The sequence below is a fragment of the Micromonospora sp. LOL_023 genome (assembly GCF_048060115.1).
Lineage (GTDB): Bacteria > Actinomycetota > Actinomycetes > Mycobacteriales > Micromonosporaceae > Micromonospora_E.
This window is the reverse complement of record NZ_JBHMIM010000033.1, coordinates 50,326-77,031: the sequence shown is the minus strand read 5'-3', so window position 1 is coordinate 77,031 and position 26,706 is coordinate 50,326. Positions and strand designations below refer to the sequence as shown.

The window sequence follows — 26,706 nt, the reverse complement described above, 5'->3', positions numbered from 1 at the left end:
GTCACGTCCTTCCACTCGAACCTCCCGATCAGGGTGTCGGAACCGTCCGGGTCGACATACCGGGCCCGCAACTTCGGGGACGTGGTGCCGACGACACCACCGCACGCCACCGACGAGGTGGTCAGCTCCGTCGGTACCCCTGGCCGCGAGTTGTAGCTGACGATCAGCCAGGTCTGATCGACGTAGAACATTTTCCAGCGGTCCTGCGTGGACTCGTACTGCCCCGAACTGTTGCACGCACACAGCCCGACCGTGTAGCCGGTCCACTGCCGGTTCACCGCGTACTGAACGTCGCTGGTCAGGGCGGAGCCGCCGAACTCGACGTCGACATCCGGCTGGATGACGCCGCACCCACCCGCCTCGTTGGCGTTGGCCTCCTGCGCCGCCAACCACTTCGACGACGGCAGTGGACGAGTGCCCCACGACATCCGAGGCGTCGCCGACACACCAGCCGTCCGGTACAGGTGCGTCGGCGTCGCCGAACACGACCAGGAGTGGTCCAGCTTGGCACGGACCTGCGCGGACAGCACCCGCTTGCCGCGGACCTGCCAGACGTTGAAGTCGAAGAACGACCGGTAGAGCGCGCCGTCGTAGGTGTTGCGGCCGACCCAGGCCCGGTTGCCGATGTCCCAGTTCGTGTTGATGTTGTTCGCGTACGCCCAGTTGGCGCTCTTGTTCTCGAATGACGGGTCGATGAAGACCGGGAATACGGTGTCGGGTCCGGTCAGCACCGCCTGATCCGGGACGACCGCGAGTTCGTCCGTGCCGACCTGCACCTCGACCGGCCGTAACGGGGTCGCCGGTCCCGGTCCTGCGGCGGTCGACGGCGCGGGCGCCTCCGCGCCTTCGGCGCTGCGCCCGGGGTCCGGCGGCAACACCTCGCCGCCGAGGGTGGGGTCGACCGACGAGTCCCACATCGATGCCGTCGGGGTCACTCCGACGGTACGCCCGGTCGGGTCAGCCAGTCGCAGACCGCCACCGGCGAGGGGTTCCGGTGTGATATCGCCGCCGAGCAGGTAACGCACCTGCGCCAAGTCTTCGTTGGCCGCAGCCTGCGCCGTCTTGACCTCCAACACATGCTTGAATCCGGTCCGGGTGGCGATCACGTGCAGGTCGATGTCAGTCAGCACCGACGAGTACGTCGCGGTGTCACCGTTGATGGACGGCGCGGGGAGCGGAGTCGGCCAGGAGATCGAGAACAAGTTGTTCCCGGCGTGCAGCTCTACCAGCGGTCCGCCGCCCCCACCGCTGAACGTCACCTCGGCCGTTGTCGCTGTCGGCCGCCATCGGCCACCGGTGGCGGTGACCAGCTGTGTCGAGATCGGAATCCAGGACCCGGCGGCATCGCGTACGCGTTGTGGAAGGACGGCCGACTCCAACGTCTTCGTTCCGTCCGGTTCCACATAGCTGTACGAGTACTCGGTGCCCTCGGCCAGGACCTCCACCCGATCGCCGCAGTCCGCAGCGACCTGTTCGGCTTCGCTTGCGGTAGCTGCCTGGTCGACGCAATCCGGCTGAGCTGTGGCAGCTACTGCTGGTCGAGGTAGGACTGTGAGGTGCCCGGGCAGGGCAAGCAGCGCGGCTACCAGGACACTCGTCCAGCGACGTCGTTGACGGATCGGACCGGTCGGCGGCGTCTGGACAGCATCCACTAGGGACCCCCGTAACTCTTGGCCATGTCCCTCCGACCCTAAAGATCCAACTAGCGATCTGTAAAGGCAGTATCACAAACCGCTACCTCAATCCCGGCAGATAGCCTGATAGTGGACCTACGACTGACTCAGTGTCGTCACGATCCGTCTGGGTGAGTGCCAGGTGACATCGGGCGTTCAACTGTGAAGAAGTCCGATCGACGTTGAGCCGAGTCGCCCGTCCACCGATCGACCGAGGTTGAGAGTCCAATAGTGACGGCAGGATAGGTGGGGTCGAGCATCTCAGGAGGTGGTAGCCATGTCCCCGTCCGTGTTGAACTCGTCCGTACCGCGCCGACGACTGGGCCGGGAGCTGCGTCAGCTGCGCGAGCGGCTGACCCAGCTGCCGCAGACGTCGGTCGCCAGCGAGCTGGAGTGGTCGGCGACGAAGCTGTGGCGGATGGAGTGCGGCGTGGTCCCGGTCCGCTCCGGCGACGTCGTGCTGCTCTGCGAGTTGTACGGCGTCGAGGAGGAGACCACCGAGATCCTTGCCGCGTTGGCGACCAAGACCCGGGGAAAGGGCTGGTGGCACGACTACGCCAGCCTGCCGTCCTGGTTCGAGCTGTACGTGGGCCTGGAAGAGGCCGCCAGCCGGATCCGCGTCTATCAGAGCCAGCTCATCCCGGGCGTGCTGCAGACCAGGGAGTACGCCACCGCGATCTTCACCAAGGACGTCGACGGCGTGCCCGTCACCAGATCGCCGACCGGGTCACGGTGCGGCTGGGCCGGGCCCGACTGCTGACCCGGCTGGAGCCGCAGGCTCCCGAGTTCGACATCGTCGTCGACGAGGCGGTGCTGCGCCGCGTGGTCGGGTCGCGCCAGATCATGGCGGCACAGGTGCGTCGGCTCGCCGATGCCGGCCGGCTGCCGAACGTCTCCGTCCGGGTCCTGCCGTTCTCGTCCGACCTGCATGCCGGGGTGCTGACCGGCGGCTCGTCACCATCCTGGACTTTCCCGAGCAGCACGAGCCCACCACGGGGTCTACCAGGAGTCGATCACCGGCGCGCTATTCCTCGACAAGCAGACCGAGAGCGACCGGTACGCTTGGGTCTACCACGACATCCGGTCGGCCGCGTTGAGCGAGGCCGAGTCGCGGGCGCTGCTGCTGGACACGGCGAAGGAGTACGAGCCATGACCGACCTGACCGGCGCCACCTGGCGCAAGAGCAGCCGATCCAACAGCGCGGGCGACTGTGTCGAGGTCGCCGAGGGGCTGGCCGGCGTGATCGGCGTACGCGACTCCAAGGACCCCACCGGCCCGGCCCTGACCATCTCCCCCACCAACTGGTCGGCCTTCATCACCGCCACCAAGACCGGCACCCTCACCGCCTGACCGCACACCACACAGGATCGTCGGCGGCGCTCACCAGTATCGGACGTCCACTGCGTCCTTGAGCACTGACGCATCGAGGTCGAGCATCGGCATCCGCCACTCGAAATGCGCCAGGTAGCGCAGCGGCAGGGTCACGATCAGCCCGAACACGATGACGATCGGCAACACGAACCAGACCTGCGGCCAGATAACGGAGCAGGGCAACGCCACGGCCGCCATCTGTCAGCTGATGTCCAGGGCGAAATCAGATCCGCAGTGCCGGCGATCCGGTCGTGTCGTGTCGTGTCGTCAAGATCAGTTGATGAAAATGCGGGCGGAACCCGGCGTGTCGTCTGGTTCTACATCATTTGATCTTGATGGGTGCCCTGCTGGCTAGGTCAGGTGGCGTCCAGGGTGGCGACGATGTCGGCGACCAGATCCGCAGTGTCCTCGATGCCGCAGGAGAGCCGGACGAAGCCCGGTGACGTGTCGTCACCCCACTGGGCCCGCCGGTCGGCGGCCGTGTGCAGTCCACCGAACGACGTGGCCGCCGACACCAGCTTCGACGCGGTCAGGAACCGGCCGACCCGGTCGGCGTCACCCAGGTCGAACGAGACGATCCCCGGGATACGGCGCATCTGCGCCGACGCGACCGCGTACGACGGGTCGGTCGGCAGGCCGGGCCAGCGTACGCCGGTGACGTCACGGCGGCCGAGCAGCGCGGTGGCGACCGCGTGTGCGTTGGCCGACTGGCGGGCCAGCCGCAGGTCCAGGGTGGCCAGTGACCGGTGCGCCAGCCAGCAGTCGAACGGACCGGGCACGCTGCCGGTCAGTTTGCGCCAGGTCTTCGCGGCGGACAGCGCCGCCGCCGACCGGGTGGCCAGGTAGCCGAGCAGCAGGTCGGAGTGGCCGGTCAGCGCCTTGGTGCCGGAGGCGACCACGATGTCCGCGCCGAGGTCCAACGGCCGCTGCCCGAGCGGGGTCGGCGCACTGTTGTCGACCGCGACCAGCGCTCCGGCGGTGTGCGCCGCCGCCGCGAGCGCGGCCAGGTCGCAGACGTCCAGCCCCGGGTTGGCCGGGGTTTCCAGCAGCACGAGGCGCACCCCGGCGAAGTCCGGGTACGGCCCGGCGGTCGGCACCAGCCGCACGGTCACGCCGAGCGGCTCCAGCACAGTGGAAGCCAGCGCCCGCACGGTGAAGTAGCCGTCGGCCGGCAGCAGCACCGTGTCGCCGGGGCGCAGCGTGGTCAGCAGCAGCGCGGTGATCGCCGCCTGGCCGCTGGCGAAGACGAGGGTGTCGCCACCTTCCAGACCGCCGATCGCGGTCTCCAGGTTGCGCCGGGTCGGGTTGTCCTCCCGGGCGTAGCCGTCGCGGTCCGGCGACGGCCCGGTCACCGGGTCCAGGTGGTACGGGGCGGCGAAGACCGGACCGGGCAGGAACGGCTGCCCCGGCACCGGCTCGGGCAGTCCGGCGGTGACGCAGCGGGTGCCGTCGCCCCAGCCGTCGTCCTGAGCATCGCTGGAGCTGCCGTGACCCGTGCCGAGGGAGGTGTTCGTCATGGGGCTCATCCTGACCGACCCGGCTGACCAGCGGCAGAGCCTATTCCGGTTTCGTGGCCCGCGTCATCAGCACGGTCAACGCGGTACGCGGATCCAGGCCCTCGTGGCAGATCCGCTCCACCTGCTCGGTGATCGGCATCTCGACGCCGTGGGCGTGCGCCAGATCCCGGATCGACAGGCAGCTCTTCACCCCTTCGGCGGTCTGCCGGGTGGCGGCCTGCGCCTGCTCCAGGTTCTCCCCCCGGCCCAGGTGCTCGCCGAAGGTCCGGTTGCGCGACAGCGGCGACGAGCAGGTGGCGACCAGGTCACCGAGGCCGGCCAGGCCAGCGAAGGTCATCGGGTCGGCGCCGAGCGCCACCCCCAGCCGGGCGGTCTCGGCCAGCCCCCGGGTGATCAGGGTCGCCTTGGTGTTGTCGCCGAGGCGCATCGCGGTGGCGATGCCGTACGCCAGGGCGATCACGTTCTTGACCGCCCCGCCCAGCTCGCAGCCGATCACGTCGTCGTTGGTGTACGGCCGCAGGTATCCGGTGAGCATGGCCTGCTGCACGGCGGCGGTGCGCGCGGTGTCGGTGCCGGCGACGACGCTGGCGGCCGGCTGCTCGGCGGCGATCTCGGCGGCCAGGTTCGGGCCGGAGACCACCACGACCCGGTCCGGGCTGACCCCGGCGGTCTCGACGATCACCTCGCTCATCCGCCTGGTGGTGCCGAGTTCGATCCCCTTCATCAGGCTGATCAGGGTGGCGTCGGGGCCGATGTGCGCGGCCCAGTCACCCAGGTTGCCGCGCAGGGTCTGCGACGGTACGGCGAGCACGACCAGATCCGCGCCCTTGATCGCCTCGGCGGCGTCGCTGGTGGCGGTGACCCGGTCGGCCAGCCGTACCGCTGGCAGGTAGTCGGGGTTGGTGCCGTACTCGCGGATCGCGGCGGCGACCGGCTCGCGTCGCGCCCAGACGACCACGTCGGCTCCGGCGTCGGCGAGCACCTTGGCGTACGCGGTGCCCCACGAGCCGGCACCAAGTACGACGGCCCGGCGGGTCACTGGCCGGGCTCCCGCGCGGTCCGGTCCGGGACAACCGTCGTGTCCGAGGCAGTGACAGCCTCGGAGACAGCCGGGTCCGGCACTGCCGTCGTGTCCGAGACGGTCGTGTCCGGGGCGATCTCGTCCGTGGCGGTCGGGTTCGGGATGCCGGCGGCCTTGCCGTTGCGCCGGGCAGCCGGCACGTACAGCGGTGGCGGTGTGCCGCCCCGCAGCTCGGCGACCATGTCCCGCAGCCGCAACATCAGGACCTCGGTGATCTCGTCCAACACCGCCCGGGTCGGCTCGGCCCCGGCCCAGCGGGAAAGGTCGATCGGCTCGCCGGCGACGACGGTCACCGGCCGGCCGGGCAGCAGGTTCAACTTCCTCTTCTTGGCACGCGGGTTGTACAGGTTGTGCGTCCCCCACATCGCCACCGGCACGATCGGGGCGCCGGTGGCGAGGGCGAGCCGGGCGGTGCCGGTCTTGCCGCGCATCGGCCACTGGTCGGGTTCCCGGGTGGTGGTGCCCTCCGGGTAGATGACCAGCGCGCCGCCTTCGTCGACCGCGGCGACCGCCGCTTCCAGCGACTTGGCGGCATCCACGCCGCCCCGGTACACCGGGATCTGTTGGGCCTTGATGATCCAGGCACCGAGCAGCGGGATCGCGAAAATGCTGGCCTTACCGAGGAAGCGGGGCCACCGCCCGGCCTCGTAGATGTAGTGGGCGATGACCATCGGGTCGGCGTGTGACACGTGGTTGGCCGCGATGATCACACCACCGGAGCCGGGGATGTGTTCCATTCCGGACCACTGTCGCCTGGTCCAGAGGGTCATCGTCGGTTTGACCACCATCACGACGAAACGTCGCCAGAAGCCTAGTTTCCGCCGCGCCACCCGAACCTCCTCGTCACCCGGATCCGTACCCGAGCGGGTCGCTACCCGGCCGACCGCCCGCAGCGAGAATCATGCCTTGTCGGACCCGGCCAGAGCCAACGCGAGCCCAGCCGGCAGGATGGGTCCGTGGGGGACGCGATCTGGTCGGTGGTGCTGCCGGTCAAGCGGCTGGCGGCGGCGAAGAGCCGGCTGCGCGGCGCGCTCGACGGCGTACGGCACGAGGAGCTGGCGTTGGCGTTGGCCTGTGACACGGTCGCCGCGGTGCTGGCCTGCCCACTCGTCGCCGAGGCGGTCGTGGTCACCGCCGACCCGGTGGCCACCGCGGTGCTGGCCGGGCTGGGTGCCCGTACCGTGGCCGAAGCTGACGGCGGCGGACTCAACGCCGCGTTGGTGCGCGGGGCCGCGACGGTCGGTGCCGGCCGGCCGGTCGCGGCGCTCACCGCGGACCTGCCCGCGCTGCGCCCGGCGGAGCTGGCCGCCGCGCTACGAAGCGTGGATGCCGGCCGCTGCTTCGTGCCGGACGCCGCCGGCACCGGCACGGTCCTGCTGGCCGCCGACGGCACCGCGCTGCTGCCCGGATTCGGTGCCGGCTCGGCACGCCGGCACGCCGGCTCGGGGGCCCGCCGACTCGACGGCCACTGGCCGTCGCTGCGCCGCGACGTGGACACCGTCGCCGATCTCGCCGCGGCGGTCCGGCTCGGCCTGGGCCGGCACACCATCGCGCTGTGCCCGGCCGGAGTACCGTGCTGACATGCGACGCGAGACGGTGGGCCGACGATGCAGGGCACGGTGAGTTGACATGCAGGGCACGGTGGCGACCTTCGATCCAGCGACCCGCACCGGCACGGTGCTGCTCGACGACGGCGCGGAGTTGACCTTCCCGTCGGAGGCGTTCGACGCTTCCGGGTTGCGGCTGTTGCGCCTGGGGCAGCGGGTGCGGATCGAACACGATGGGTCGGGGCGGGTTAACCGCGTCACGTTGCCCACATTTGGCTAGCTCAACCCGGGCCATATTCATTCCACGTTCACCGTGATCAGGTCATGATTGCCTGGTGACGCCCGCCCCCTCCAGGCGCGCCGCCCGTCCGCGCCGCGCAGCAGACCAGCCCGCCGCCGACGTCGACGCGACTCCGACGCCTCGGCCGACCCGACGTCGCACCGCCAACGGTGCCGCCGCCAGATCGGCCAACGCCGCCAGATCCGCCGCCGCCGCTGAGCCGGTGGCGGCCGCCACCGCCGAAGCCGAGGCCACCTCGGCCGAGCCGGTCACCACCACGGAACCGGTCACCACCACGGAACCGGTGGATGCCATCACCGGGCCGGTGGACGACACCGTGGAGCCGGTGGAAACGGTCACCGGGCCGGTGGATCGGGCTGAGCCGGTGGAAACGGTCACTGAGCCGGTGGACCGGGCTGAGCCGGTGGCCACCCCCGAGCCAGTCACCCTGACGCCGCTGCCCGACGACCGCTTCCTCAACCGGGAGCTGTCCTGGCTCGACTTCAACTCCCGGGTGCTGGAGCTGGCCGAGGATCCGCAGTCCCCAATGCTGGAGCGGGCCAAGTTCCTGGCCATCTTCGCCAACAACCTGGACGAGTTCTTCATGGTCCGCATTGCCGGGCTCAAGCGCCGGCTGCAGGCCGGACTGCCGGTACGCGGCGGCGACCGGCTGCCGCTGCGTACCCAGTTGGAGCTGATCGCCGCCAAGACCGCCGGGCTGGTCGCCCGGCACGCCCGCTGCTTCACCGAGGAGGTCCGCCCCCGGCTGGCCGCCGAGGGCATCCACCTGATCCGGTGGAGCGACCTGACCCCCGGTGAGCGGGAACGGCTGCGCACCTACTTCCGGGAACACATCTTCCCGGTGCTGACCCCGCTCGCTGTCGACCCGGCACACCCGTTCCCGTACATCTCCAGCCGGTCGCTGAACCTCGCCGTCGCGGTCCGCGACCCCGACGGCGGACCGGAGCTGTTCGCCAGGGTCAAGGTGCCCAACAACGTGCCCCGGTTCGTGGTGGTCAGCCAGGACGGCCAGGGCGCCCGGTTCCTGCCGGTGGAAGACATGATCGCCGCCCAGCTGGGCCAGCTGTTCTCCGGCATGCAGGTGGTGGAGTGCCACCTGTTCCGGGTCACCCGCAACGCGGACTTCGAAGTCGACGAGGACCGCGACGAGGACCTGCTGCAGTCGCTGGAGCGGGAGCTGGCCCGGCGCCGGTTCGGCCCACCGGTACGGCTGGAGGTCGCCGCCTCCATCTCCGACCACATGCTCGACCTACTGGTCCGCGAGCTGGACATGGACAGTCACGACGTGCTGCGGGTGCCGGGTCTGCTGGACCTGTCCGCGCTGTGGCAGGTCTTCGAAGCGTCCGACCGGCCCGATCTCAAGGACCGCCCGTTCGTGCCGGCCACCCATCCACGGCTGGTCGAGGGCGAGGTACCGCGCAGCGTCTTCGCCACGTTGCGCGACGGCGACATCCTGGTGCACCACCCGTACCACTCGTTCTCCACCAGCGTGCAGCGCTTCATCGAGCAGGCGGCCGCCGACCCGCTTGTGCTGGCGATCAAGCAGACGCTGTACCGCACCAGCGGCGACTCCCCCATCGTCGACGCGCTGATCGAGGCCGCCGCCGCCGGCAAACAGGTGGTGGTGCTGGTCGAGGTCAAGGCCCGCTTCGACGAGCAGGCCAACATCGGCTGGGCGCGGATGCTGGAACGCGCCGGCTGTCACGTCGTGTACGGCCTGGTCGGGTTGAAGACCCACTGCAAGACCGCCCTGGTGGTACGCCAGGAAGGCAACCAGATCCGCCGCTACTGCCACATCGGCACCGGCAACTACCACCCGAAGACGGCCAGGCTGTACGAGGACTTCGGCATGCTGACCGCCGACCCGGAGGTCGGCGCCGACCTGACCGACCTGTTCAACGTGCTGACCGGCTACAGCCGGCAGACCGCGTACCGGCGGCTGCTCGTCGCCCCGCACGGCGTCCGCAGCGGGCTGGTCGAACGGATCGAACGCGAGGTCGCCCACGTGCGGGCCGGCCGACCCGGCCTGGTGCAGTTCAAGGTGAACTCGCTGGTCGACGAGGAGATCGTGGACTCGCTGTACCGGGCCTCGCAGGCCGGCGTACAGGTGGATCTGCTGATCCGGGGCATGTGCACCCTGCGGCCGGGAGTGCCGGGGCTGTCGGAGAACATCCGGGTCCGGTCGATCCTCGGCCGGTTCCTGGAGCATTCCCGGGTGTTCCGGTACGGCAACGACGGCGACACCGAGTTCTGGATGGGTTCGGCCGACCTGATGCACCGCAACCTGGACCGCCGGGTGGAGGCGTTGGTGCAGGTGACCGATCCGGTGGCCCGCGCCGAGCTGGACCAGGTGCTGACGGATGCGTTCAGCCCGGAGTGCGAATCCTTCGAACTGCATCCGGACGGCACCTGGACCCGGCACCACTCCACCGAGGGACGTCCACTGGTCCACCTGCAGGAAGGGCTGTTGCGGCGGTTCGTCGGCACCGGCAAGTAGGGCCGCCGCGCACCGGCACCTCGGCGGGGTCGGAGCTGGCCAGCGGCAGTTCCCCGGCACCGGCTGTCCGCCGTCTGACGGCGCTAGGCTGGCCCGATGGTGGAGGAGGAACGCAAGTACGAGGTCGACGGCGGTTTCGCCGTGCCGGACCTGGCCGGATGTGTGCCGGACGGCGGCCGGCTGGTGGCGGTGCCCGCGGCCAAGTTGACCGCCACCTACCACGACACCCCGGATCTACGGCTGGCCCGCGCCGGGGTGTCGCTGCGGCACCGGGTCGGTGACGACGAGCCGTGGACGGTGAAGCTGCCGGCGGACGCCCCCGGCGTACGGCACGAGATCAGTCGACCCGGCAAGCGGAGCAAGCTGCCGGCTGAGCTGGCCTGGCTGGTGACCGCGTACTCGCGGGGGGCCGAACTGACGCCGGCGGCGACGGTGCGCACGGTGCGCCAGGTGCTGGAGGTACGCGACGCCGACGACGCGCTGCTGGTGGAGCTGGCCGACGACGCGGTGTCGGTGCTCGACGGCAAGACGGTCCGGTCGACGTTCCGCGAGATCGAGGTCGAGTTCAAGACCGGCGACCGGGAGCTGCTCGACCGGGTGGAGACCGAGTTGGTCGCGGCGGGGGCGACCGCTGGCGGGTTCACCCCCAAGCATGTACGCGCGTTGGGCGCGGCGGCTGCCGGCCCGGCCGACCTGGCGGCGGTGGAGCCGTTGCCGGCCGAGCCGGCCGCCGCCGACGTGGTGACCCGGGCGATCCGCGACGGCATCGCCCGGATCCTGGCCCACGACCCGCTGGTGCGGCTGCACGCCCCGGTCGGCGACGACGACACCGCCGTACACCAGATGCGGGTGGGCTGCCGGCGGCTGCGCAGCGACCTGCGTACCTTCCGGGCGTTGGTGGATTCCGACTGGGCCGCGCCGCTGCGCGAGGAGGTGAAGTGGCTGGCCGGGGTGCTCGGTGGTGCCCGCGACGCCGAGGTGCTGCGGGCGCGGCTGCGGCGTACCGCGGCGGCGGACCCGTTGGCGCCGCTGCCGTCGGCGGCGGTCGACCGGATCGACGCGACGCTCGCCGACCGTCACGGCACGGCACTGGCCGAGGTGGACGCCGCGCTGCGCTCCGACCGGTACGTTGCTCTGGTGGAGATGCTGGTGCGGGCGGCCCGCGAGCCGCAGCTGACCGGGGCGGCCGTCGGCCCGGCGACCGAGGTGCTGCCGAGGCTGGTCGCCAAGCCGTGGCGGCGGTTGGCGTACGGCGGCAGCGGGGTGGACGGTGCGGCCGATCTGATGCTGGACGCCCCCGACGAACGCTGGCACGCGGTGCGGATCAACGGCAAGAAGGCCCGGTACGCGGTGGACGCGGTGGCGCCGGTGGTCGGCGGTGGGGCGGCCAAGTTGGCGAGGGCCTTGTCGAAGGTGCAGAACCTGCTCGGTGAGCATCAGGACGCGGCGGTCGCCGCCGACACCTGGCGGGAGATCGCGGCCGGCCATCCGGACGATCACGAGTTGGCGGTGACCGCGGGGCGGCTGGTGGAGCGGGAACGGGCGGCGATCCGGGCCGCCCGCGCGGACTTCGCGGTCGCCTGGGGTCGGGCGACGACGAAGCAGCGTACGAAGTGGTTGCCGTGACCGAGGTGCGCGCCGCCGGCGGCGTGGTGTGGCGGGCCGACGACACCGGCACGATCGAGGTGTGTCTCGTCCATCGGCCCCGGCATGACGACTGGTCGTTGCCGAAGGGCAAGTTGGAGCCGGCGGAGCATCCGCTGGCGGCCGCGGTACGCGAGGTCGCCGAGGAGACCGGGGTACGCGCGGTGCCGCAGGTGCGGCTGCCGTCTATCCGGTACACGATGCCGGACGGCCACCCCAAGCTGGTGGACTACTGGTCGATGCGGGCGGTGCGGGCCTCGTCCGGGCCGGTGCCCGACGAGGCCGCCGACGAGGTGGACGAGGTGTGCTGGCTGCCGCTGAGGCAGGCCCAGCGGCAGTTGACGTACCGGCACGACGTGGGGGTGCTGCGCGGGTTCGCGGCGCTGCCACCGGTGTCTGTGACGTTGACCCTGGTGCGGCACGGGCATGCCGGCAGCCGGGACACCTGGCCTGGTCCGGACAGTGCGCGTCCGTTGGACACCGCGGGTCTGCGCCAGGCGCAGGCGTTGGCCGCGTTGCTGGCGCTCACCGGGCCGGACCGGGTGTTGTCCGCGTCGCCGCGGCGGTGCGTGCAGACGGTGGCCCCGTTGGCGCGGGCGGTGGATCTGCCGGTCGAGGTGGACTCGGTGTTCGACGAGCCGGCGCCCGGCCAGGACCCGGACGAGAAGGCGTTGGCGGCGGCCGGCCGGTTGGCCGAGTTGGCGGCGGCCGGTACGCCGGCGGCGGTCTGCAGTCAGGGAAAGGTGATCGCGCCGGCGCTGATGCTGTTGAGTCGGCGCGCGTCGGCGGACTACCTGACGGCCAAGGGCGGTGGCTGGCTGCTGTCGTTCGCCGGTGACCGGCTGGTCGGCGCCGACCAGCTGTGACCGGCCCCGCGCGCAGCAGGGTCTGCGCACACACGAAGGCGCCTACCGGGTCTCGGTAGGCGCCTTCGTGTGTGATGGCTGTTCGGCCGGTCTGGCCGGCCGGTCAGCGAGTGGTCTTGCGGGCCGCGGACTTCTTCGCCGGAGCCTTCTTCGCCGCTGCGGACTTGGTCACGGTGGACTTCGTCGCGGCGGACTTCTTGGCCGGGGTGGAAGCGGTCGACCTCGTCGCGGCGGTCTTCTTGGCCGTGGTCTTCTTGGCTGGGGCGGAAGCCGCCGACTTCGTCGCGGTCGACTTGGTGGCGGCGGTCTTCTTGGCCGTGGTGGCCCGCTTCGCGGGTGCCTTGGCTGCGGTCGACTTGGCGGCGGAGCTGGTGGACTTCGCCGCACCGGCCCGAGCCGTGGTGGTCTTGGCCGCGCTCTTGGCCGCGGTGGCCTTAGGCGCCTTGCCGGCGGCCACCATGTCCTTGAAGCCCGCTCCAGGCCGGAAGACCGGCACGGATGTCTTCTTGACCTTCACCGACTCCCCGGTACGCGGGTTGCGGGCTGTTCGAGCCGCGCGGACGCGCTTCTCGAAGACCCCGAACCCGGTGATACCCACTCGGTCGCCTTTGGTGACCGCCGCCTGGACCTCGGCCAGGACGGCGTCGAGCGCCGTCGTCGCCGTCTTTCGGTCCCCCAGGCGAGCCGCAAGCGCGTCGATGAGCTCTGCCTTGTTCACGAGTTCCCTCCCGTATGTGCAACTGGACTCTGCGAGCCATTCTGCGCGCACGGTATGCCCTGTACCGGCAGGACACAAACATCTACGGGAAAAAAGTCCTTGTGTCGTAACGGATTCGCCCCCATCCGGTGGCCCGAACCGGCCGGTTGGCAGTAGCCGGGCGGTTGGTGGGCCATCGGATGGGGGCGGAATCGGCGTCTGGCAAGCGCTCGGGAAGGCCTTGGTGATGGCCAACACAGGGCACAGGTAGCGCCGCGCGAGGCGGATCGGAGCTATACGACGACCGGCTTGATGGGCAGGCGGTTCCTCTCGTACTCGGTGATGTCCGACTCGTGACGCAGGGTCAGTCCAATGTCGTCCAGTCCCTCCATGAGCCGCCACCGACTGAACTCGTCGATCGGGAACGACCAGCTGGCCCCGCCGGCTCTGACCTCGCGGGTGGTGAGGTCGACGGTGACTGCTGCGGTGGGATCGCTCTCGACGAGCGCCCACAATTCCTCAATGGCGGCCATTTCCAGCTCGACCGGCAGGAGGCCTTCCTTGAGTGCGTTGCCCCGGAAGATGTCTCCGAAGCGGGGAGACATCACCGCCCGGAAGCCCCAGTCCCGCAAGGCCCACACGGCGTGTTCACGCGATGACCCGGTGCCGAACTCCGGGCCAGCGACGAGAATGGATGCCCCCGAATATGAAGGATTGTTCAGAACGAATTCCGGATCCTCGCGCCAGGCATTGAATAGTCCGTCGGCGAAGCCGGTCCGGGTCACCCGCTTGAGGTACACGGCCGGGATGATCTGATCCGTATCCACGTTGGATCGGCGCAGCGGGACAGCGGTCCCGGTGTGCAGAGTGAACTTGTCCATGTCGTGTTCCCGTCTAGTCGGTGCGTCGTCGCCCGGCCGGTCAGTTCAGGTCCGCCGGCGCGGCCAGCCGGCCCACCACAGCGGTGGCAGCGGCCACCGGCGGCGACACCAGATGAGTACGCCCGCCGCGGCCCTGCCGGCCCTCGAAGTTGCGGTTGGAGGTGGACGCGGAGCGCTCCCCCGGCTTGAGGGTGTCCGGGTTCATGCCCAGGCACATCGAGCAGCCGGCGAACCGCCACTCCGCGCCGGCCTCGGCGAAGACCTTGTCGAGTCCCTCGGTCTCGGCGGCCTCGCGCACCTTGGCCGAGCCGGGCACCACCAGCATCCGTACGCCGTCGGCGACCTTGCGTCCGCGCAGCACGTCGGCGGCGGCCCGTAGGTCCTCCAGCCGGCCGTTGGTACAGGAGCCCACGAAGACCACGTCGACGGCGACGTCCCGCAGCGCGGTGCCGGGCCGCAGGTCCATGTACTCCAGGGCCCGCCGGGCGGCGACCTGCTCCGCGTCGGTGTCGAACTGCTCCGGGTCGGGCACGGTGGCGCTCAGCGCGGCGCCCTGCCCCGGGTTCGTGCCCCAGGTCACGAACGGCGTGATCGCGCTGGCGTCGAGGATCACCTCGGCGTCGAACGTCGCGCCCTCGTCGGTGACCAGACTGGACCAGTAGGCCACGGCGGTGTCCCAGTCGGCGCCCTGCGGCGCGTTCGGCCGGCCCTTGAGGTAAGCGAAGGTGGTCTCGTCCGGTGCGACCATGCCGGCCTTGGCGCCCCACTCGATGGACATGTTGGCCACTGTCATCCGGCCCTCCATGGAGAGCTTGCGGATCGCCTCACCCCGGTACTCGACGACGTAGCCACGGCCGCCGCCGGTGCCGACCTGGGTGATCAGGGCCAGCACCAGGTCCTTGGCGGTGACGCCGGGGCCCAGCTCGCCGGTCACGGTGACCGCCATCGTCTTCGGCCCGGTCTGCGGCAGTGTCTGGGTGGCGAGCACGTGCTCGACCTCGCTGGTGCCGATGCCGAAGGCGAGCGCGCCGAAGGCGCCGTGGGTCGCGGTGTGCGAGTCGCCACACACGATGGTCATGCCCGGCTGGGTCAGGCCCAGCTGCGGGCCGATGACGTGCACGATGCCCTGCTCTTCGTCGCCGAGGGCGTGCAGCTTGATGCCGAACTCGGCACAGTTGCGGCGCAGCGTCTCGATCTGGGTACGCGAGGTCGGGTCGCTGATCGTCAGCAGGTCACCGCGTCGGCTGTTGAACGCCGGATCGGCGTACCCGGTCGGGGTGTTGTGGTCCTCGGTGGCCAGGGTCAGGTCGGTACGGCGTACCGGGCGCCCGGCCACGCGCAGCCCGTCGAAGGCCTGCGGGCTGGTGACCTCGTGCAGCAGGTGCAGGTCGATGTAGAGCAGGTCCGGTTCGCCCGGGGCGGATCGCACCACGTGGGCGTCCCAGACCTTCTCGGCCAGGGTCCTGGGCGATGTCGGCTTCGAAGTGGCTCCCACCATCTGGACATCCTAAATTCTGGGAGGTATGTTTCGGCTTGTGGGACACAGTATGAGCGGTGTCGGCGTTCTCGACAAGGCGGTCGTGATCCTCGCGGCGTGCGTGGACGGCGCCAGCCTGGCCGAACTCGTCGAGCGGACCAAGCTGCCCCGGGCCACCGCGCACCGGCTGGCCCAGGCGCTGGAGATCCATCGGATGCTGGTCCGGGACACCCAGGGGCGCTGGCGGCCCGGCCCCCGGCTGGGCGAGTTGGCCAACGCCGCGCCCGATGTGCTGCTGACCGCGGCCGAGCCCTTGCTGGCCGCCCTGCGCGACGCCACCGGCGAGAGCGCACAGTTGTACCTGCGCCGCGCCGACGAACGGATCTGCGTCGCGGCCGCCGAGCGGGCCAGCGGGCTGCGGGACACGGTGCCGATCGGCTCGGTGCTGCCGATGACCGCCGGTTCGGCCGCGCAGATCCTGCTCGCCTGGGAGCCGCCCGAGGCCGTCATGCCACTGCTGCCTCGCTGCAAGTTCACCGGCCGGACGCTGGCCGAGGTGCGCCGACGCGGCTGGGCACAGAGCGTAGCCGAACGCGAGGCCGGGGTGGCCAGCGTCTCGGCTCCGATCCGGGACCGCACCGGCCGGGTGATCGCCTCGGTCAGTGTCTCCGGCCCGATCGAGCGACTCGGCCGCCGCCCCGGCGAGCGCCATGCCATGGCGGTCGTCCGCGCCGGCCAACGACTCTCGGGCCTCTGACGACCCGTCCCCGAACCTCACCGGCGATCTTGCAGTTATCGAGGGACAATTCGGGCAAATACTCTCGATAACTGCAAGATCGCCGGTGAGGTTCGGGTGTGATGCAGAAATGCGGCGGGCACCACCGGTGATCGGTGGTGCCCGCCGCATTTCTGTGTCACATCTGTAGCCCCGACCGGATTCGAACCGGCGCTACCGCCTTGAGAGGGCGGCGTCCTGGGCCGCTAGACGACGGGGCCAGAACTTCCGTGTTTCCTACCGCTGTGTCCGTTAGGACGCGGTGCCGAACTCTAACAGAGACCAGCACCCCGATGCCATCCGGAATCCCTTCCGGCATCGGTCGCTGGGGTACCAGGACTCGAACCTAGACTAACTGAACCAGAATCAGTCGGGCTGCCAATTACCCCATACCCCATCGGCGCTTGCTGCACCGGGACAGAACTCTACCTGACCCCATGGTGCGCGCCAAATCGGGTTACCGCAGCGGTTTGCCGCAGCGCGCCTCGGCGCCGAGTCGGCTCACCCCAGGTCAGCCCGCCCCCCGGATCGGCTCACCCCAGGTCAGCCCGCCCCCGGATCGGCTCACACCGGGTCGGCCGCGACCACCGGGTTGGCCAGCTCGCCGATCCCCTCGATCTGAACCGACACGGTGTCCCCGGCGGTCAGCTCGCTGACCCCCGCCGGGGTTCCGGTCAGGATCACATCGCCGGGCAGCAGCGTCATCACGTGTGACACGTACGACACCAAGGTCGGCACGTCGAAGACCATCTGCTTGGTACGACCGAGTTGGCGTACCTCCAGCTGCTCCGGGTCGGTGCCAACCTCGCAGCGGACCTCCAGGTCCGAGACATCCAGCCCGGTGACGATCCACGGCCCGATCGGACAGAACGAGTCGAAGCCCTTGGCCCGGGTCCACTGGCCGTCCGACCACTGCAGGTCCCGGGCGGTGACGTCGTTGGCGCAGGTGTAGCCGAAGATGGCCCGCTCGGCGGCCGCCCGGTCGGCACGGCGGGCCCCGGGCGGACCGATCACCACCGCGAGCTCCGCCTCATGCTCCACCTGGCGGGACTGGCTGGGCAGCCGGATCGCGTCACGGGGGCCGATCACCGACGTCGACGGCTTGAGGAACAGCAGCGGCTCGGCCGGCACCTCGGCACCGTGCTCGGCGGCGTGGTCGGCGTAGTTGCGCCCCACACACACCACCTTGCTCGGCAGGATCGGCGACAGCAGCCGGACATCGGCCAGCGCCCAACGCTGCGACGTGAAGGTCAGCTTGCCGAACGGGTGGCCTTCGACCTCGGCGACCGTCAGCGCCTGCGGGCCGGCACCCGCCTCACCCTCGACGATCCCGAACGACATGCCCTTGCCATGGGCGAAACGAGCGATACGCACCCGGTCAATCTAACGGGTCCGGCGCGGCGACCCGGCACGGTGGCGACGCGGGGCGAGGAAATGTAGCACCGGTCACCGGATCCGGTGGCGAAATCGCGCTTCGTGGGCCGGCCGGCCAGGTTCGGCCTACCGTTCGGGTCGGGGGCGGGGATCGTGATGCTGATGTCAGCGTGGCAACGTGGGCCGGGAAGCGGCACGCTACCGGTTGACCCGGCCGGCCGGGTCAACCGGCTCGGCAGGGCCGCCGTGGTCGGCCTGGTCGCGGGCGGGGTGCTGCTCGCGCCGACCGCGGGTTGGGCCGCACCACCGACACCGCCGACGGCCGGGCAGGAGCTGGTCGCGGTGACGATCAACAGTGCCGGGCAGGGTACCCCCGCCTACCAGGTCGAGGTGAGCAACCGTACGGTCGCACCGGTCGACGTCACGCTACGGCTCGGCGTACCGGCCGACGCGGCGGTCGCCACCGTCAGCTCCGGTGGGCAGCCGGCCGAGACGGAGGTCACCTGGCAGTTGAGCCTGCCGGCCAGTGGCACGGAATCGGTCCACGCGTCGTTCCGGCCCGGCGGCAGCGGGGCACCGGAGCCGTTCCCGGTCTGCGCCTACCAGCGGGACACCACCCGGCCGTACGACTGCGCGACGGCACAGTGGTCGGCCACCGCCGGCGTCGAGGGCACCGACCAGGCATGGTGGCAGCGGCCGTCGCTACCGCTGATCGGTGGGCTGGCCGTGCTGACGGTGGTCACGATGATCGGGTACGGCTGGCGGCGACGGATGCAGCAGCATCGGATCACCCGGCGTCGGGTGGTCACCGCCGGTGGTCGACGGGTCCGGTTGCCCTCGGCACCGCCGGCTCCACCGCCGGTCGGCCGGCGGTGGCGGCCGACCACACCGATGGTCTTCGGCCTGCTGATCGCGATGCTGACCGGTCTGGCGGTGGCCACCGTGCGGGGTGCCACGTACGGATCGACCGTCCTCGACCGGGCGAACCAGGTGCCCAGCGGCTGGATCGGCACCACGCAGATCGGCGGGCTCGGGGTGCTGCTGACCGAGTCCGCCTTCGAGTTCACCGTTTTCCGGATGGCCTGCGCGCCGGAGGGCGGGCAGCAGCAGCGCTGCGTAGCGACGGTCGCGCTACGCAACCGCAGCGACGACGAGCAGTTCTGGTACGCCCCACTGCAGCGGGCGTACCTGCCCACCGGCGACTGGGTCGCGGTGGACGAGGCAACGACCCGGCAGGAGAACGGTGGACGGGACATCTTCGCCGAACCGGTGGCTGCCGGCGCGCGATTGCTGGTGCCGTTGGCGTTCACCATCAGCGGTGAACTCGTCCCGGAGCGACTGGAGCTACGCAGCGGTGCCTTCTCCGCTGGGGTGTCGGTCACCTGACGTGCGCACCCGGCGCGACCGGGTCAGGGCCGCCCCAACGGGTGCATCGCGACCAGCATGGCGAACCGGTGCCCACCGGCCCCGCCCTCCCGGGCGACGCTGGCCTCATCGAACCGGCGCATCAGAGCGAGCATCTCTTGGCGGAACTCCGCGATCCGATGCTGCGGAATCTCCGCGACGTTGCGGCTGAGCACCATCCGGACCGGATCGGGCGCCTCGCTGCTGGCGGAGATGGTGCCGGCGTTGAGACCGCCCTCGATCTCGTCCCGGGTCTGGCCCAGCAGCGTGGAGACGATCTCCTGCGCCGGGCTGGGCTCGTCGCCGGAGCGACGGTGGAAGGTGAGGTTGAGCTGACCCGCACCGTACTGCTTCTCGATGATGCCGTTGACCACCCGGGTGTCCCGGATGTGCACCAGCTGATGCTGCTCCAGCTGGTTGAGGTGGTAGTAGATCTTCGTCGGGGGGACGCCGATGATTCGGGCCAGCTCCTTGGCCGTCCAGGTCCGCTCAGGCTCCGACATCGCCAGCTCGAGCACCCGCATCCGGATCGGGTCGGCCAGTGCCTTGAGTGTCGCGACGTCCTCGATCACCCGGCTGACCATCAGCTCGGTCACAGCGGACCTCCCTTTCAACCGAGGCCTCACGGTTGATTCCAACCCGACGATCAACTTCCGTCCTTCGCCCAGGATATTTTGAACGCCAGTTGGATCTGCGCACTCCACTTCCCACTCACTGCGCGAATTGCCGCGCTTGATGTTAGTTGAACGTCTAGGTTCGGTCAACCATTGGAAAGTTCAAATCCGGGCAGCCGGGCACCGTCGGTCATAAACCACCCCAGAAATACGGACTCAGCGGGAAATGTCAGATCCGGTACGCCGGATCCTCGCCCTCGTCGAACCGCTCAAGCTCCGCCAACAGCCGACGACGCAGCACCGCCGCCCGGTCGGCGAACCCACGCTGCATCGCCACGTACTCGGTCCGGCCGTGCGGGGTCTCGATCCGCACCGGCGGATACCCCAGCTCCCGAAGGTCGTACGGGCTGGCCCGCATGTCCAGGTCGCGGATGTCGCGGGCCAGCTCGAAGCAGTCCACCACGACCTCCGCCGACACCAACGGCACCAGCCGGTACGCGTGCTTGTAGAGATCCATGTTGGCGTGCAGGCAGCCGGGCTGCTCGAACTCGGCCTGCGTCGGCCGCGTCGGCGCCAACAGGTTCAACGGCCGGGCCGCCGGAGTGAAGAACCGGTACGCGTCGAAGTGGCTGCACCGGATCCGCTGGCTGTCGACGAACTCGGCGATGCCCTGCGGGCTCATCCGCAACGGCCACCGTTCGTGCCGCACCTCGTCAGGCGCCTGCCGGTAGACCATCGCCCACTCGTGCAGCCCGAAGCAGCCGAAGTGCCCCGGCCGGCCCTCGGTACGAGCCAGCAGCTCGCGTACCAGGGCCACGGTCGCCCCACGGCGGGCCAGGAACCCGGCGATGTCCACGGTGACCACCGGACCGGCCGCCGTCGCCACCGCGTGGTAATCCCGGCCCCACTCGGCCGGATCGGCCTCGGCCAGGGCCACCCCCGCGCCGGGATGCCACCGACGCAGCTGCGCCGGCCGGTACGCGTAGTAGGTGAACAGGAAGTCAGCGACCGGATGTGCCTCGCCCCGCCGACGGCGCTCCAAGTGCCCACCGACCAGCCGGTCGACGCGCTCGGCGTGCGCGTCGCGCCGACGGGTCCAGTCGGCCCGGTCGAGCCCGGTCTCGGTCACCCGACCAGGGTAGGCCGGCGCCCTCAGGTGCCGGCAGACCGGCCGCCGCCACGCGGAATCAGGCTGCGGAGACCTGGCCGTCGACGTCGCCGTCCTCGGCGTCAGCTTCGGTGTCGGTGTCGCCGACCCGCAGCAACGCCTCCCGGCGGCAGAGCACACTCACCCGGTAGGACACGCCCAGATTCGACCAGATCTCCCCGCGCACCTGTAGACACAGACCAACCCCGGGCTCCCCTTCGGGGTGCTCGAAGAAGTCCACCGTCGGCTCGGCGAGCGCGCCGACCAGGCCCTGGGACTGCCGGGCGGTCGGGGCGACCTGCAGCAGCCCGGCGGTCACCTGGACCTCCACGTCATCGAGGGTGTCGACGTCGTACCAGTGGGTGTCCGGCAGGAACAGCACGGCGTCCACGGCACGGCGGGTGTAGTCGGGGCCCGCCATGCCGCTGCCTGCGGCCGGACGGTCACCGATCCACGCGACGCCGGCGTAGTCGGTACGCAGCCGGCGCGACTCGGAATGCAACTCGGTGACGAGCGTGTCGAGACGGGGCTGGGCGGCGAGATGGACAGCGGCTTCGATCACCCACGGGACCCTAGCATCGTGGCCGGGTCACGTGGTCCATCCGGGGCGCAGTCGAGTGCCTGGTCGACGATCAGGTCCAATGCGGTGGTGGAGCCGCAGTCCCAGGCGGCCGCGTACCCGGACTCACCGAGTGCGGCCCGGCCGGCGGCGCGGGTCTCGTCGCACCGGGCCTGCACGGCGACCGGCGCGACGAGACCGTAGCGGCGACGCAGCGCGTCGACGGCGGCGAGGATCCGCACCGCCAGCGCCGGGTCGTCGTCGACGATCACCTCGGCCACCGTCTCCAGCGAGGTCGCCAGGTCCGCCCGGTCACCCAACTCGTAGCGGCGCTGCAACGCGACGACGAACAACCGCAGCGCGGCGGGCCGGTCGGCGACCGCGAGCCGGCACTGGCCGAGTTGATGCAACGCTACCGCCGCACCGAACAGGTCACCGAGGTCGGACGCCAACTCCAGCGCCGACCGGGCCACATCGGCGGCGGCGGCCGGGTCCGGACGGGCGAGCAGGATCTCGGCCAGGCAGGTCAACCCGAGCAGGACTCCCCTGCTGTTGCCGGCCTCGCGTTCCAGCGCGAGACACTGGTTGATGTGCCAGTCGGCGTCGGCGATGTCACCCAGTCGCAGGCAGACCTTCGCAAGATTGCCGAGCGCGATCGCCATCCCGGACTTGACCCCCAGCTCCCGCCACACCTCCAACCCGTACCGGAAATGGTCACCGGCCTCGTCGTAGCGGCCGGCGAGCATGGCCGCGACGCCGAGAATGTTGCGGGCCTGCGCGGTGCCCTCCTGATCGCCGACGCGTTCGGTGAGGACCAGACAGTCGGCGCCGAGCCTGGCTGCGGTCGCTGTGTCGTCCTGCGTCGCGGCCAGCACCGCCGCCGGGTACAGCAGCTGTCGCCGGTAGTCGTCGGCCAGCCCGGCCGGGGCGGAGACGACCCGGTCGAGCCATTGTCGACCATCGCGGATGTGGCTGCCGTTGCGCCAGTACCGCCACAGCCCGAGGCAGAGTCGGGTCGCGATCGCCAGGTCGTCGGCGGCAACGGCCGCATCGAGCGCGGCCCGCAGATTGAGATAGTCGTGGTCGAGCTCCTCGGCCCAGCGGCCCTGCTCCGGGCCAGCCATTCCGGCACCGGCCCGGTCGGCGAGATCGGCGAAGTACGTCAGGTAGTCGCGCAGCTGCCGGCCACGCCGCTCGGCGGGCGCCAACTGCCGGGCCCGGGCCGCGATGGTGTTGAGCATGGCGTACCGCCGGTTTCCGCCGACACCGACCACCGCCACCAACAGACTCTTGCGGACCAACGCCGCCAGCCCGTCCGCGACGGCGTCGACCGGGTCCGCCGGCGCCCCGGCCACCGCCGCGATCGCCGCCGCCGTGGCGCTGGCGGGGAAGACCGCGACGGCGAGGAAGATCTCCTGCTGCTGCGGGTCGAGCAGCCCGTAGCTCCAGTCGACCGTGCCCCGCAGCGTCTGCTGGCGGGGCGGCCGGTCCACCGGGCCGCAGCCGAGTGCGTCCAGTCGCGGCCCGAGCCGCTCCAGCAGTGCCGCCGGGCTCAGCTGGTCGGTACGGGCGGCGGCGAGCTCGATCGCCAACGGCAGCCCGTCCAGTCGCCGGCACAGCTGCGCGACCGCCGGCAGCGACTCGGCGGTCAGCACGAAATCGGCGTCGGCCGCCCGGGCCATCTGGTCGAACAGGGCGATCGCCGGGTAGGCGGCGATCGCCTCGGCAGCGGCACCGGCACCCTGCGGCAGGTCGGCGACCGGCGGCAACGGCAGCGGCGGGACCCGGAACACCTGCTCGCCGTAGATGCCCAGCGGCTCCCGGCTGGTGGCCAGCACCCGGATGCGCCCGGCGGCGGCCAACAGTTGGCCCAGTGGCGGGCCGGCGGCCAGCGCCTGCTCCAGGTTGTCCAGCACCAACAGCAGCTCGACATCGGCCAGCTGCTCCGCCAGAGCGTCCAAGGTCGACTGATCGAGCCGGGGCGACACGTCCAGGGCGGCGGCGACCGCGGCCAGCACGTCGTCGGCCGTGCGGGCCGCCGCCAGCGCGACAAAGCAGACGCCGTCGTCGAACCGGTTCGCGACCTGCCCCGCGACTGACAGCGACAGCCTGGTCTTGCCGATCCCGCCGGCCCCGACCAGGGTAACCAGCCGGCCAACGGCCAGCACCTCGCACACCCGGGCGACCTGCCGGTCGCGGCCCACCAGCGGCGTCATCGGCGTGGGCAGCCGCACCCGGGGTTGCGGCCGGCCGAGCAGTTCCGGGCTCACCGTCCAGCCGCCGGTGCCCGAGCCGACCAGGCCACGACGGCCGCGTACCCGGTCGAGCTCCCGGGCGGCCAGGGCCGGCAACCCGGCGCTCTGCCGGGCAAACCAGGACACCAGTGCCCGGCTCGGCTCGCCGCGCAGCACGGTCCGCAGCCAGATCCGCAGCGTCGCCGGCGACCACGGGGAGAGCTCGATCCGGTCCAGCTCCGGCAGGTACACCTCGGCGAACCCGAACCCGGACCCGGACCCGGACCCGGACAGCGGATCCGGGCCGGCCACCGAGACCGGCTCGCCGACCTTGGTCGCGGTCGGCGACACCGCTGGCAGCCCGGTCTCGGTGCCGGCCCGCACCAGTCCGAGCACCGGCGGCAACATCCTCGGCCGGGACCAGGCACGCAGCAGCTCCGGGACTCGGTCCACCGCAGCCAGGTCGGCGATCAGCAGCAGCCGCTCGGCGAAGACCGGCAGCGGCAGCGGCTCCGGCTCGGACGGCACCCTGACCACCGCGAATCCGCGCAGCGTTGCCAGTCGCGCGACCTCGTCGAGGAAGCGGGTGTGCCCCACACCGCGTGGCCCCTGGATCCACGCCGCACCACGCCCGACCAGCTGCAGCCGGGTCAGGAACTCGTGCGTACGGCGCAGTGGTTCGTCACGCTCCCACAGCCGTGACCCGTCCCCGTCGGAGATCTCCACATCGTCGGCGACCGCGCTGTCCCGGCCACGGCGCTTCGCCAGGTAGTTGCGCCGGTCTGCATGATCGAGCAGTTGGTTGGCGGTGCGTCCGTCCTGCGGCGCGGACGCCACACCGAGGCTGACCGTCAGGTGCAGTGGCGGGTCACCCGCGAACTCCGTGGCCCGGATCCGCTCGGTCAACCGCAGCGCGAGCCGCACCGCGTCGGAACGGTCGGTTTCCGGCAGCACCACGACGAACTCGTCCCCGCCGTAGCGGAACAGGGCGTCCTGCCTTCGGCAGTTCGCGCGCACCCGGTCGGCCAGTTGCCGCAGCACGCGGTCGCCCCGCAGGTGGCCGTAGACGTCATTGACGGTCTTGAAGAAGTCGACGTCGAAGAGGAACACCGCGCAGGGCTGCCCAGGGCGGCTCAGCTGCCGCCTGAGGTAGGGCTCCAGGGAGGCACGCGGACGGGCTCCCGTGACCGAATCGGCCGCCGCCACGTCGTACCTCTCACCGCCCTCGTCACCACCGGTGTGCCGGTCACCCGAGCGCCAGGTGTGTCGGCGTGGTTGACAGTGCCTGCAACTCAGGTCACTACAAATCGATGTTATCCGGCGAGGAGCACGCACGGAGTCCACCGGCCCGCCGCAGGTCCTGCACGATAGGAGGATGTTCGTTCCCGGTCCGGAGGTTTCTGCTACGTGACAGGTCCACCGTGGCGTGTCGGATGTCGCACCCGGACGGACTCTTCCATCGACAACACGGTCCCGCCATGCGTCAGGAGGATTTCACCGGTGCGAACGAAGAGTGCCACGTGGCCGCGACGCCGCCGCCGTCAGATCGCCACACTGTCGACCGTCCTGACGTTGGTCGCGGCAGGACTGGTCGGGACCGGTTCCGTCCCGGTGCCGCCACCGCGGCCCGGCACGCCGGCCGGTGGCTTCGCCAGCCTCTGGAACAGCTCCCCCGGGGCAACCCTGGGTACCTCACTCGCCGACATCCGCGGCATCATCGGCGCGAACACGCCCGCCACCGCGCACCTCAACGGCACCGGGATCGGCATCGCGATGGTCGACACCGGAGTCGTCTCGGTCCCCGGTCTACCGGCCGCCCAGGTGGTCAACGGCCCGGACCTGTCCTTCGAGTCGCAGGCGACCAGTCTGCGCTGGCTGGACACCTACGGCCATGGCACCCACCTTGCCGGGATCCTCGTCGGCGACGACCCGGTCAGCGGCCTGCGTGGGCTGGCACCCCACGCGAAGCTCACCTCGGTCAAGGTCGGCATCGCCAACGGGGCCGTCGACGTGTCGCAGGTGATCGCGGCGGTCGACTGGGTGGTGGCCAACCGCAACCACGATCCCAGTCATCCGATCCGGGTGCTGAATCTGGCCTACGGCAGCGCCGGCAACCCGGCGTTCTGGACCGACCCGCTGCACTTCGCCGTCGAAGAGGCCTGGCACGCCGGCATCGTGGTGGTCACCGCCGCCGGCAACGACGGCAACGGTTTCGGCCGGTTGGACAACCCGGCGAGCAATCCGTACGTCGTGGCCGTCGGTGCCAGCCTGACCAAGGGCACCGTGACAACGGCCGACGACGAACTCGCGCCGTTCACCAACCTCGCCGTAGCCGGCAAGCAGGTGGACCTGCTCGCCCCGGGCCAGTCCGTGCTGTCGTTGCGCAATCCCGGCTCCAACGTCGACAACCACTATCCGGGTGCCCGGGTCGGCAGCACCCTGTTCCGTGGCACCGGCACGTCGCAGGCGGTGGCGGTGACCGCCGCGACGGCCGCGCTGCTGCTGCAGGCCAAACCCTGGCTCACCCCGGACCAGGTCAAGCAGACGCTGGTCGGCAGCGGCACCTTCCTGTCCGTCGGTGCCGGCGCCAACCTGGGGTTGCGTTCGGTCAACCTGCACGCGGCGCTGACCTACACCCCGGCGTGGCAGCCCCAGCAGTGGACACGCTCGGACGGCAGCGGCCACCTCGACGATTCCCGGGGCACCAGCAAGGTGGTCCGCAACAACGTGACGCTCACCGGTGCGCAGAGCATCTTCGGCCCGTTCAGCAGCCCCACCTGGGCAGGCCACTCAGGTGCCCGTACGGCCTGGAACGGTGGGGTGTGGCTGGGCCACCGGATGGCCGCCGACGGGTGGACCGGCAACTCCTGGGCCAGCCGCACCTGGGGTGGCGCGGCCTGGACGTCGCCGTCCTGGGACGGCTCCGGCTCCTGGCTCGACCCGGCCTGGTCGAGCCACTTCTGGTCGACCGGTGCGTGGTCCCCCGGTGACTGGGGATCGCACTTCTGGTCCACCGACAGTTGGGCGAACGCCTGCTGGTGCTGACC

General features: G+C 70.8%; 20 protein-coding genes, 2 tRNA genes and 4 pseudogenes. 11 read left to right on the top strand and 15 right to left on the bottom strand.

The genetic code is table 11. The features are described from left to right. Positions 1–1,445 (bottom strand): annotated as a pseudogene (locus tag ACFHVL_RS18675) (LamG domain-containing protein); the annotation flags it as partial. 505 nt (positions 1,446–1,950) lie between these two features. Between ACFHVL_RS18675 and ACFHVL_RS18670 the strand changes: the two are divergent. The 3 genes and pseudogenes from ACFHVL_RS18670 to ACFHVL_RS18660 form a co-directional block, all read left to right on the top strand. Then, a pseudogene (locus ACFHVL_RS18670) lies at positions 1,951–2,588 on the top strand (helix-turn-helix domain-containing protein); the annotation flags it as partial. 82 nt (positions 2,589–2,670) lie between these two features. Continuing rightward, a pseudogene (locus tag ACFHVL_RS18665) lies at positions 2,671–2,826 on the top strand (Scr1 family TA system antitoxin-like transcriptional regulator); the annotation flags it as partial. After that, the gene (locus ACFHVL_RS18660) at positions 2,823–3,023 is read left to right on the top strand and encodes a DUF397 domain-containing protein (RefSeq protein ID WP_416629408.1); all 201 of its coding nucleotides are present in this window, start codon (positions 2,823–2,825) and stop codon (positions 3,021–3,023) included. The pseudogene ACFHVL_RS18665 and the gene ACFHVL_RS18660, both read left to right, overlap by 4 nt. Positions 3,024–3,053: 30 nt before the next feature. On the opposite strand, the gene ACFHVL_RS18655 is transcribed toward ACFHVL_RS18660, so the two are convergent. The 4 genes and pseudogenes from ACFHVL_RS18655 to ACFHVL_RS18640 form a co-directional block, all read right to left on the bottom strand. Further along, positions 3,054–3,242, bottom strand: coding sequence for a hypothetical protein (locus ACFHVL_RS18655; RefSeq protein ID WP_416629395.1), 189 nt, complete (start codon positions 3,240–3,242; stop codon positions 3,054–3,056). Between the two features lie 158 nt (positions 3,243–3,400). Next, positions 3,401–4,561, bottom strand: coding sequence for a cystathionine gamma-lyase (locus ACFHVL_RS18650; protein ID WP_416629394.1), 1,161 nt, complete (start codon positions 4,559–4,561; stop codon positions 3,401–3,403). 40 nt (positions 4,562–4,601) lie between these two features. After that, entirely contained in the window at positions 4,602–5,600 is a 999-nt protein-coding gene (locus ACFHVL_RS18645) for an NAD(P)H-dependent glycerol-3-phosphate dehydrogenase (RefSeq protein WP_416629392.1), read from the bottom strand. Positions 5,601–5,782: 182 nt separating this feature from the next. Further along, a pseudogene (locus ACFHVL_RS18640) lies at positions 5,783–6,472 on the bottom strand (lysophospholipid acyltransferase family protein); the annotation flags it as partial. 126 nt (positions 6,473–6,598) lie between these two features. Between ACFHVL_RS18640 and cofC the strand changes: the two are divergent. The 5 genes from cofC to ACFHVL_RS18615 all read left to right on the top strand — a co-directional run bounded on the left by cofC (position 6,599) and on the right by ACFHVL_RS18615 (position 12,497). Continuing rightward, a complete protein-coding gene (cofC, locus tag ACFHVL_RS18635) occupies positions 6,599–7,222 on the top strand; it encodes a 2-phospho-L-lactate guanylyltransferase (protein ID WP_416629391.1) in 624 nt (207 codons plus the stop codon). Positions 7,223–7,271: 49 nt separating this feature from the next. After that, on the top strand, positions 7,272–7,469 hold the full coding sequence (locus ACFHVL_RS18630) for a cold-shock protein (protein WP_416629390.1): 198 nt from the start codon (positions 7,272–7,274) through the stop codon (positions 7,467–7,469). A gap of 304 nt (positions 7,470–7,773) precedes the next feature. Next, positions 7,774–9,987 carry an RNA degradosome polyphosphate kinase gene (locus ACFHVL_RS18625; protein ID WP_416629407.1) on the top strand — a complete coding sequence of 738 codons (2,214 nt, stop codon included), beginning with the start codon at positions 7,774–7,776 and terminating at the stop codon, positions 9,985–9,987. A 96-nt stretch (positions 9,988–10,083) separates the two neighbouring features. After that, positions 10,084–11,613 (top strand): CHAD domain-containing protein, encoded by a 1,530-nt coding sequence (locus ACFHVL_RS18620; RefSeq protein ID WP_416629389.1) that lies wholly within the window; start codon positions 10,084–10,086, stop codon positions 11,611–11,613. Continuing rightward, positions 11,601–12,497, top strand: coding sequence for an NUDIX domain-containing protein (locus ACFHVL_RS18615; RefSeq protein WP_416629387.1), 897 nt, complete (start codon positions 11,601–11,603; stop codon positions 12,495–12,497). The genes ACFHVL_RS18620 and ACFHVL_RS18615 overlap by 13 nt, the downstream gene beginning before the upstream one ends. A 103-nt stretch (positions 12,498–12,600) precedes the next feature. Here ACFHVL_RS18615 and ACFHVL_RS18610 read toward each other — a convergent pair whose 3' ends face one another. The 3 genes from ACFHVL_RS18610 to leuC all read right to left on the bottom strand — a co-directional run bounded on the left by ACFHVL_RS18610 (position 12,601) and on the right by leuC (position 15,573). Further along, positions 12,601–13,215 (bottom strand): HU family DNA-binding protein, encoded by a 615-nt coding sequence (locus ACFHVL_RS18610; RefSeq protein ID WP_416629386.1) that lies wholly within the window; start codon positions 13,213–13,215, stop codon positions 12,601–12,603. 272 nt (positions 13,216–13,487) lie between these two features. Beyond that, positions 13,488–14,075, bottom strand: coding sequence for a 3-isopropylmalate dehydratase small subunit (gene leuD, locus ACFHVL_RS18605; protein WP_416629384.1), 588 nt, complete (start codon positions 14,073–14,075; stop codon positions 13,488–13,490). A gap of 40 nt (positions 14,076–14,115) precedes the next feature. Continuing rightward, complete coding sequence (gene leuC, locus ACFHVL_RS18600) at positions 14,116–15,573, bottom strand: 3-isopropylmalate dehydratase large subunit (protein ID WP_416629383.1); 1,458 nt, start codon at positions 15,571–15,573, stop codon at positions 14,116–14,118. A 49-nt stretch (positions 15,574–15,622) separates the two neighbouring features. Between leuC and ACFHVL_RS18595 the strand changes: the two genes are divergently transcribed. Then, positions 15,623–16,309, top strand: a complete 687-nt coding sequence (locus ACFHVL_RS18595) for an IclR family transcriptional regulator (RefSeq protein ID WP_326554961.1) — start codon at positions 15,623–15,625, stop codon at positions 16,307–16,309. Between the two features lie 166 nt (positions 16,310–16,475). Here ACFHVL_RS18595 and ACFHVL_RS18590 read toward each other — a convergent pair. The 3 genes from ACFHVL_RS18590 to ACFHVL_RS18580 form a co-directional block, all read right to left on the bottom strand. Continuing rightward, a tRNA-Glu gene (locus ACFHVL_RS18590) sits at positions 16,476–16,548 on the bottom strand. Positions 16,549–16,652: 104 nt separating this feature from the next. Next, a tRNA-Gln gene (locus tag ACFHVL_RS18585) sits at positions 16,653–16,724 on the bottom strand. Positions 16,725–16,891: 167 nt separating this feature from the next. Further along, a complete protein-coding gene (locus ACFHVL_RS18580) occupies positions 16,892–17,701 on the bottom strand; it encodes a fumarylacetoacetate hydrolase family protein (protein WP_416629381.1) in 810 nt (269 codons plus the stop codon). A 162-nt stretch (positions 17,702–17,863) separates the two neighbouring features. Here ACFHVL_RS18580 and ACFHVL_RS18575 point away from each other — a divergent pair, with 162 nt between their 5' ends. Next, positions 17,864–19,087 (top strand): hypothetical protein, encoded by a 1,224-nt coding sequence (locus ACFHVL_RS18575; protein ID WP_416629380.1) that lies wholly within the window; start codon positions 17,864–17,866, stop codon positions 19,085–19,087. 23 nt (positions 19,088–19,110) lie between these two features. Here the strand turns inward: ACFHVL_RS18575 and ACFHVL_RS18570 are convergent, their stop codons facing one another. The 4 genes from ACFHVL_RS18570 to ACFHVL_RS18555 form a co-directional block, all read right to left on the bottom strand. Next, positions 19,111–19,701, bottom strand: coding sequence for a helix-turn-helix domain-containing protein (locus ACFHVL_RS18570; protein ID WP_416629378.1), 591 nt, complete (start codon positions 19,699–19,701; stop codon positions 19,111–19,113). 247 nt (positions 19,702–19,948) lie between these two features. Beyond that, positions 19,949–20,875: a 3-methyladenine DNA glycosylase gene (locus ACFHVL_RS18565; RefSeq protein ID WP_416629406.1), complete on the bottom strand. Its 927-nt coding sequence runs from the start codon at positions 20,873–20,875 to the stop codon at positions 19,949–19,951. A 31-nt stretch (positions 20,876–20,906) separates the two neighbouring features. Beyond that, a complete protein-coding gene (locus ACFHVL_RS18560) occupies positions 20,907–21,428 on the bottom strand; it encodes a hypothetical protein (protein ID WP_416629377.1) in 522 nt (173 codons plus the stop codon). After that, positions 21,425–24,865: a diguanylate cyclase gene (locus ACFHVL_RS18555; protein ID WP_416629376.1), complete on the bottom strand. Its 3,441-nt coding sequence runs from the start codon at positions 24,863–24,865 to the stop codon at positions 21,425–21,427. Before ACFHVL_RS18555 ends, ACFHVL_RS18560 begins: the two co-directional genes overlap by 4 nt. Positions 24,866–25,159: 294 nt before the next feature. Between ACFHVL_RS18555 and ACFHVL_RS18550 the strand changes: the two genes are divergently transcribed. After that, on the top strand, positions 25,160–26,704 hold the full coding sequence (locus ACFHVL_RS18550; RefSeq protein ID WP_416629375.1) for a S8 family serine peptidase: 1,545 nt from the start codon (positions 25,160–25,162) through the stop codon (positions 26,702–26,704). Positions 26,705–26,706 lie beyond the last annotated feature (2 nt).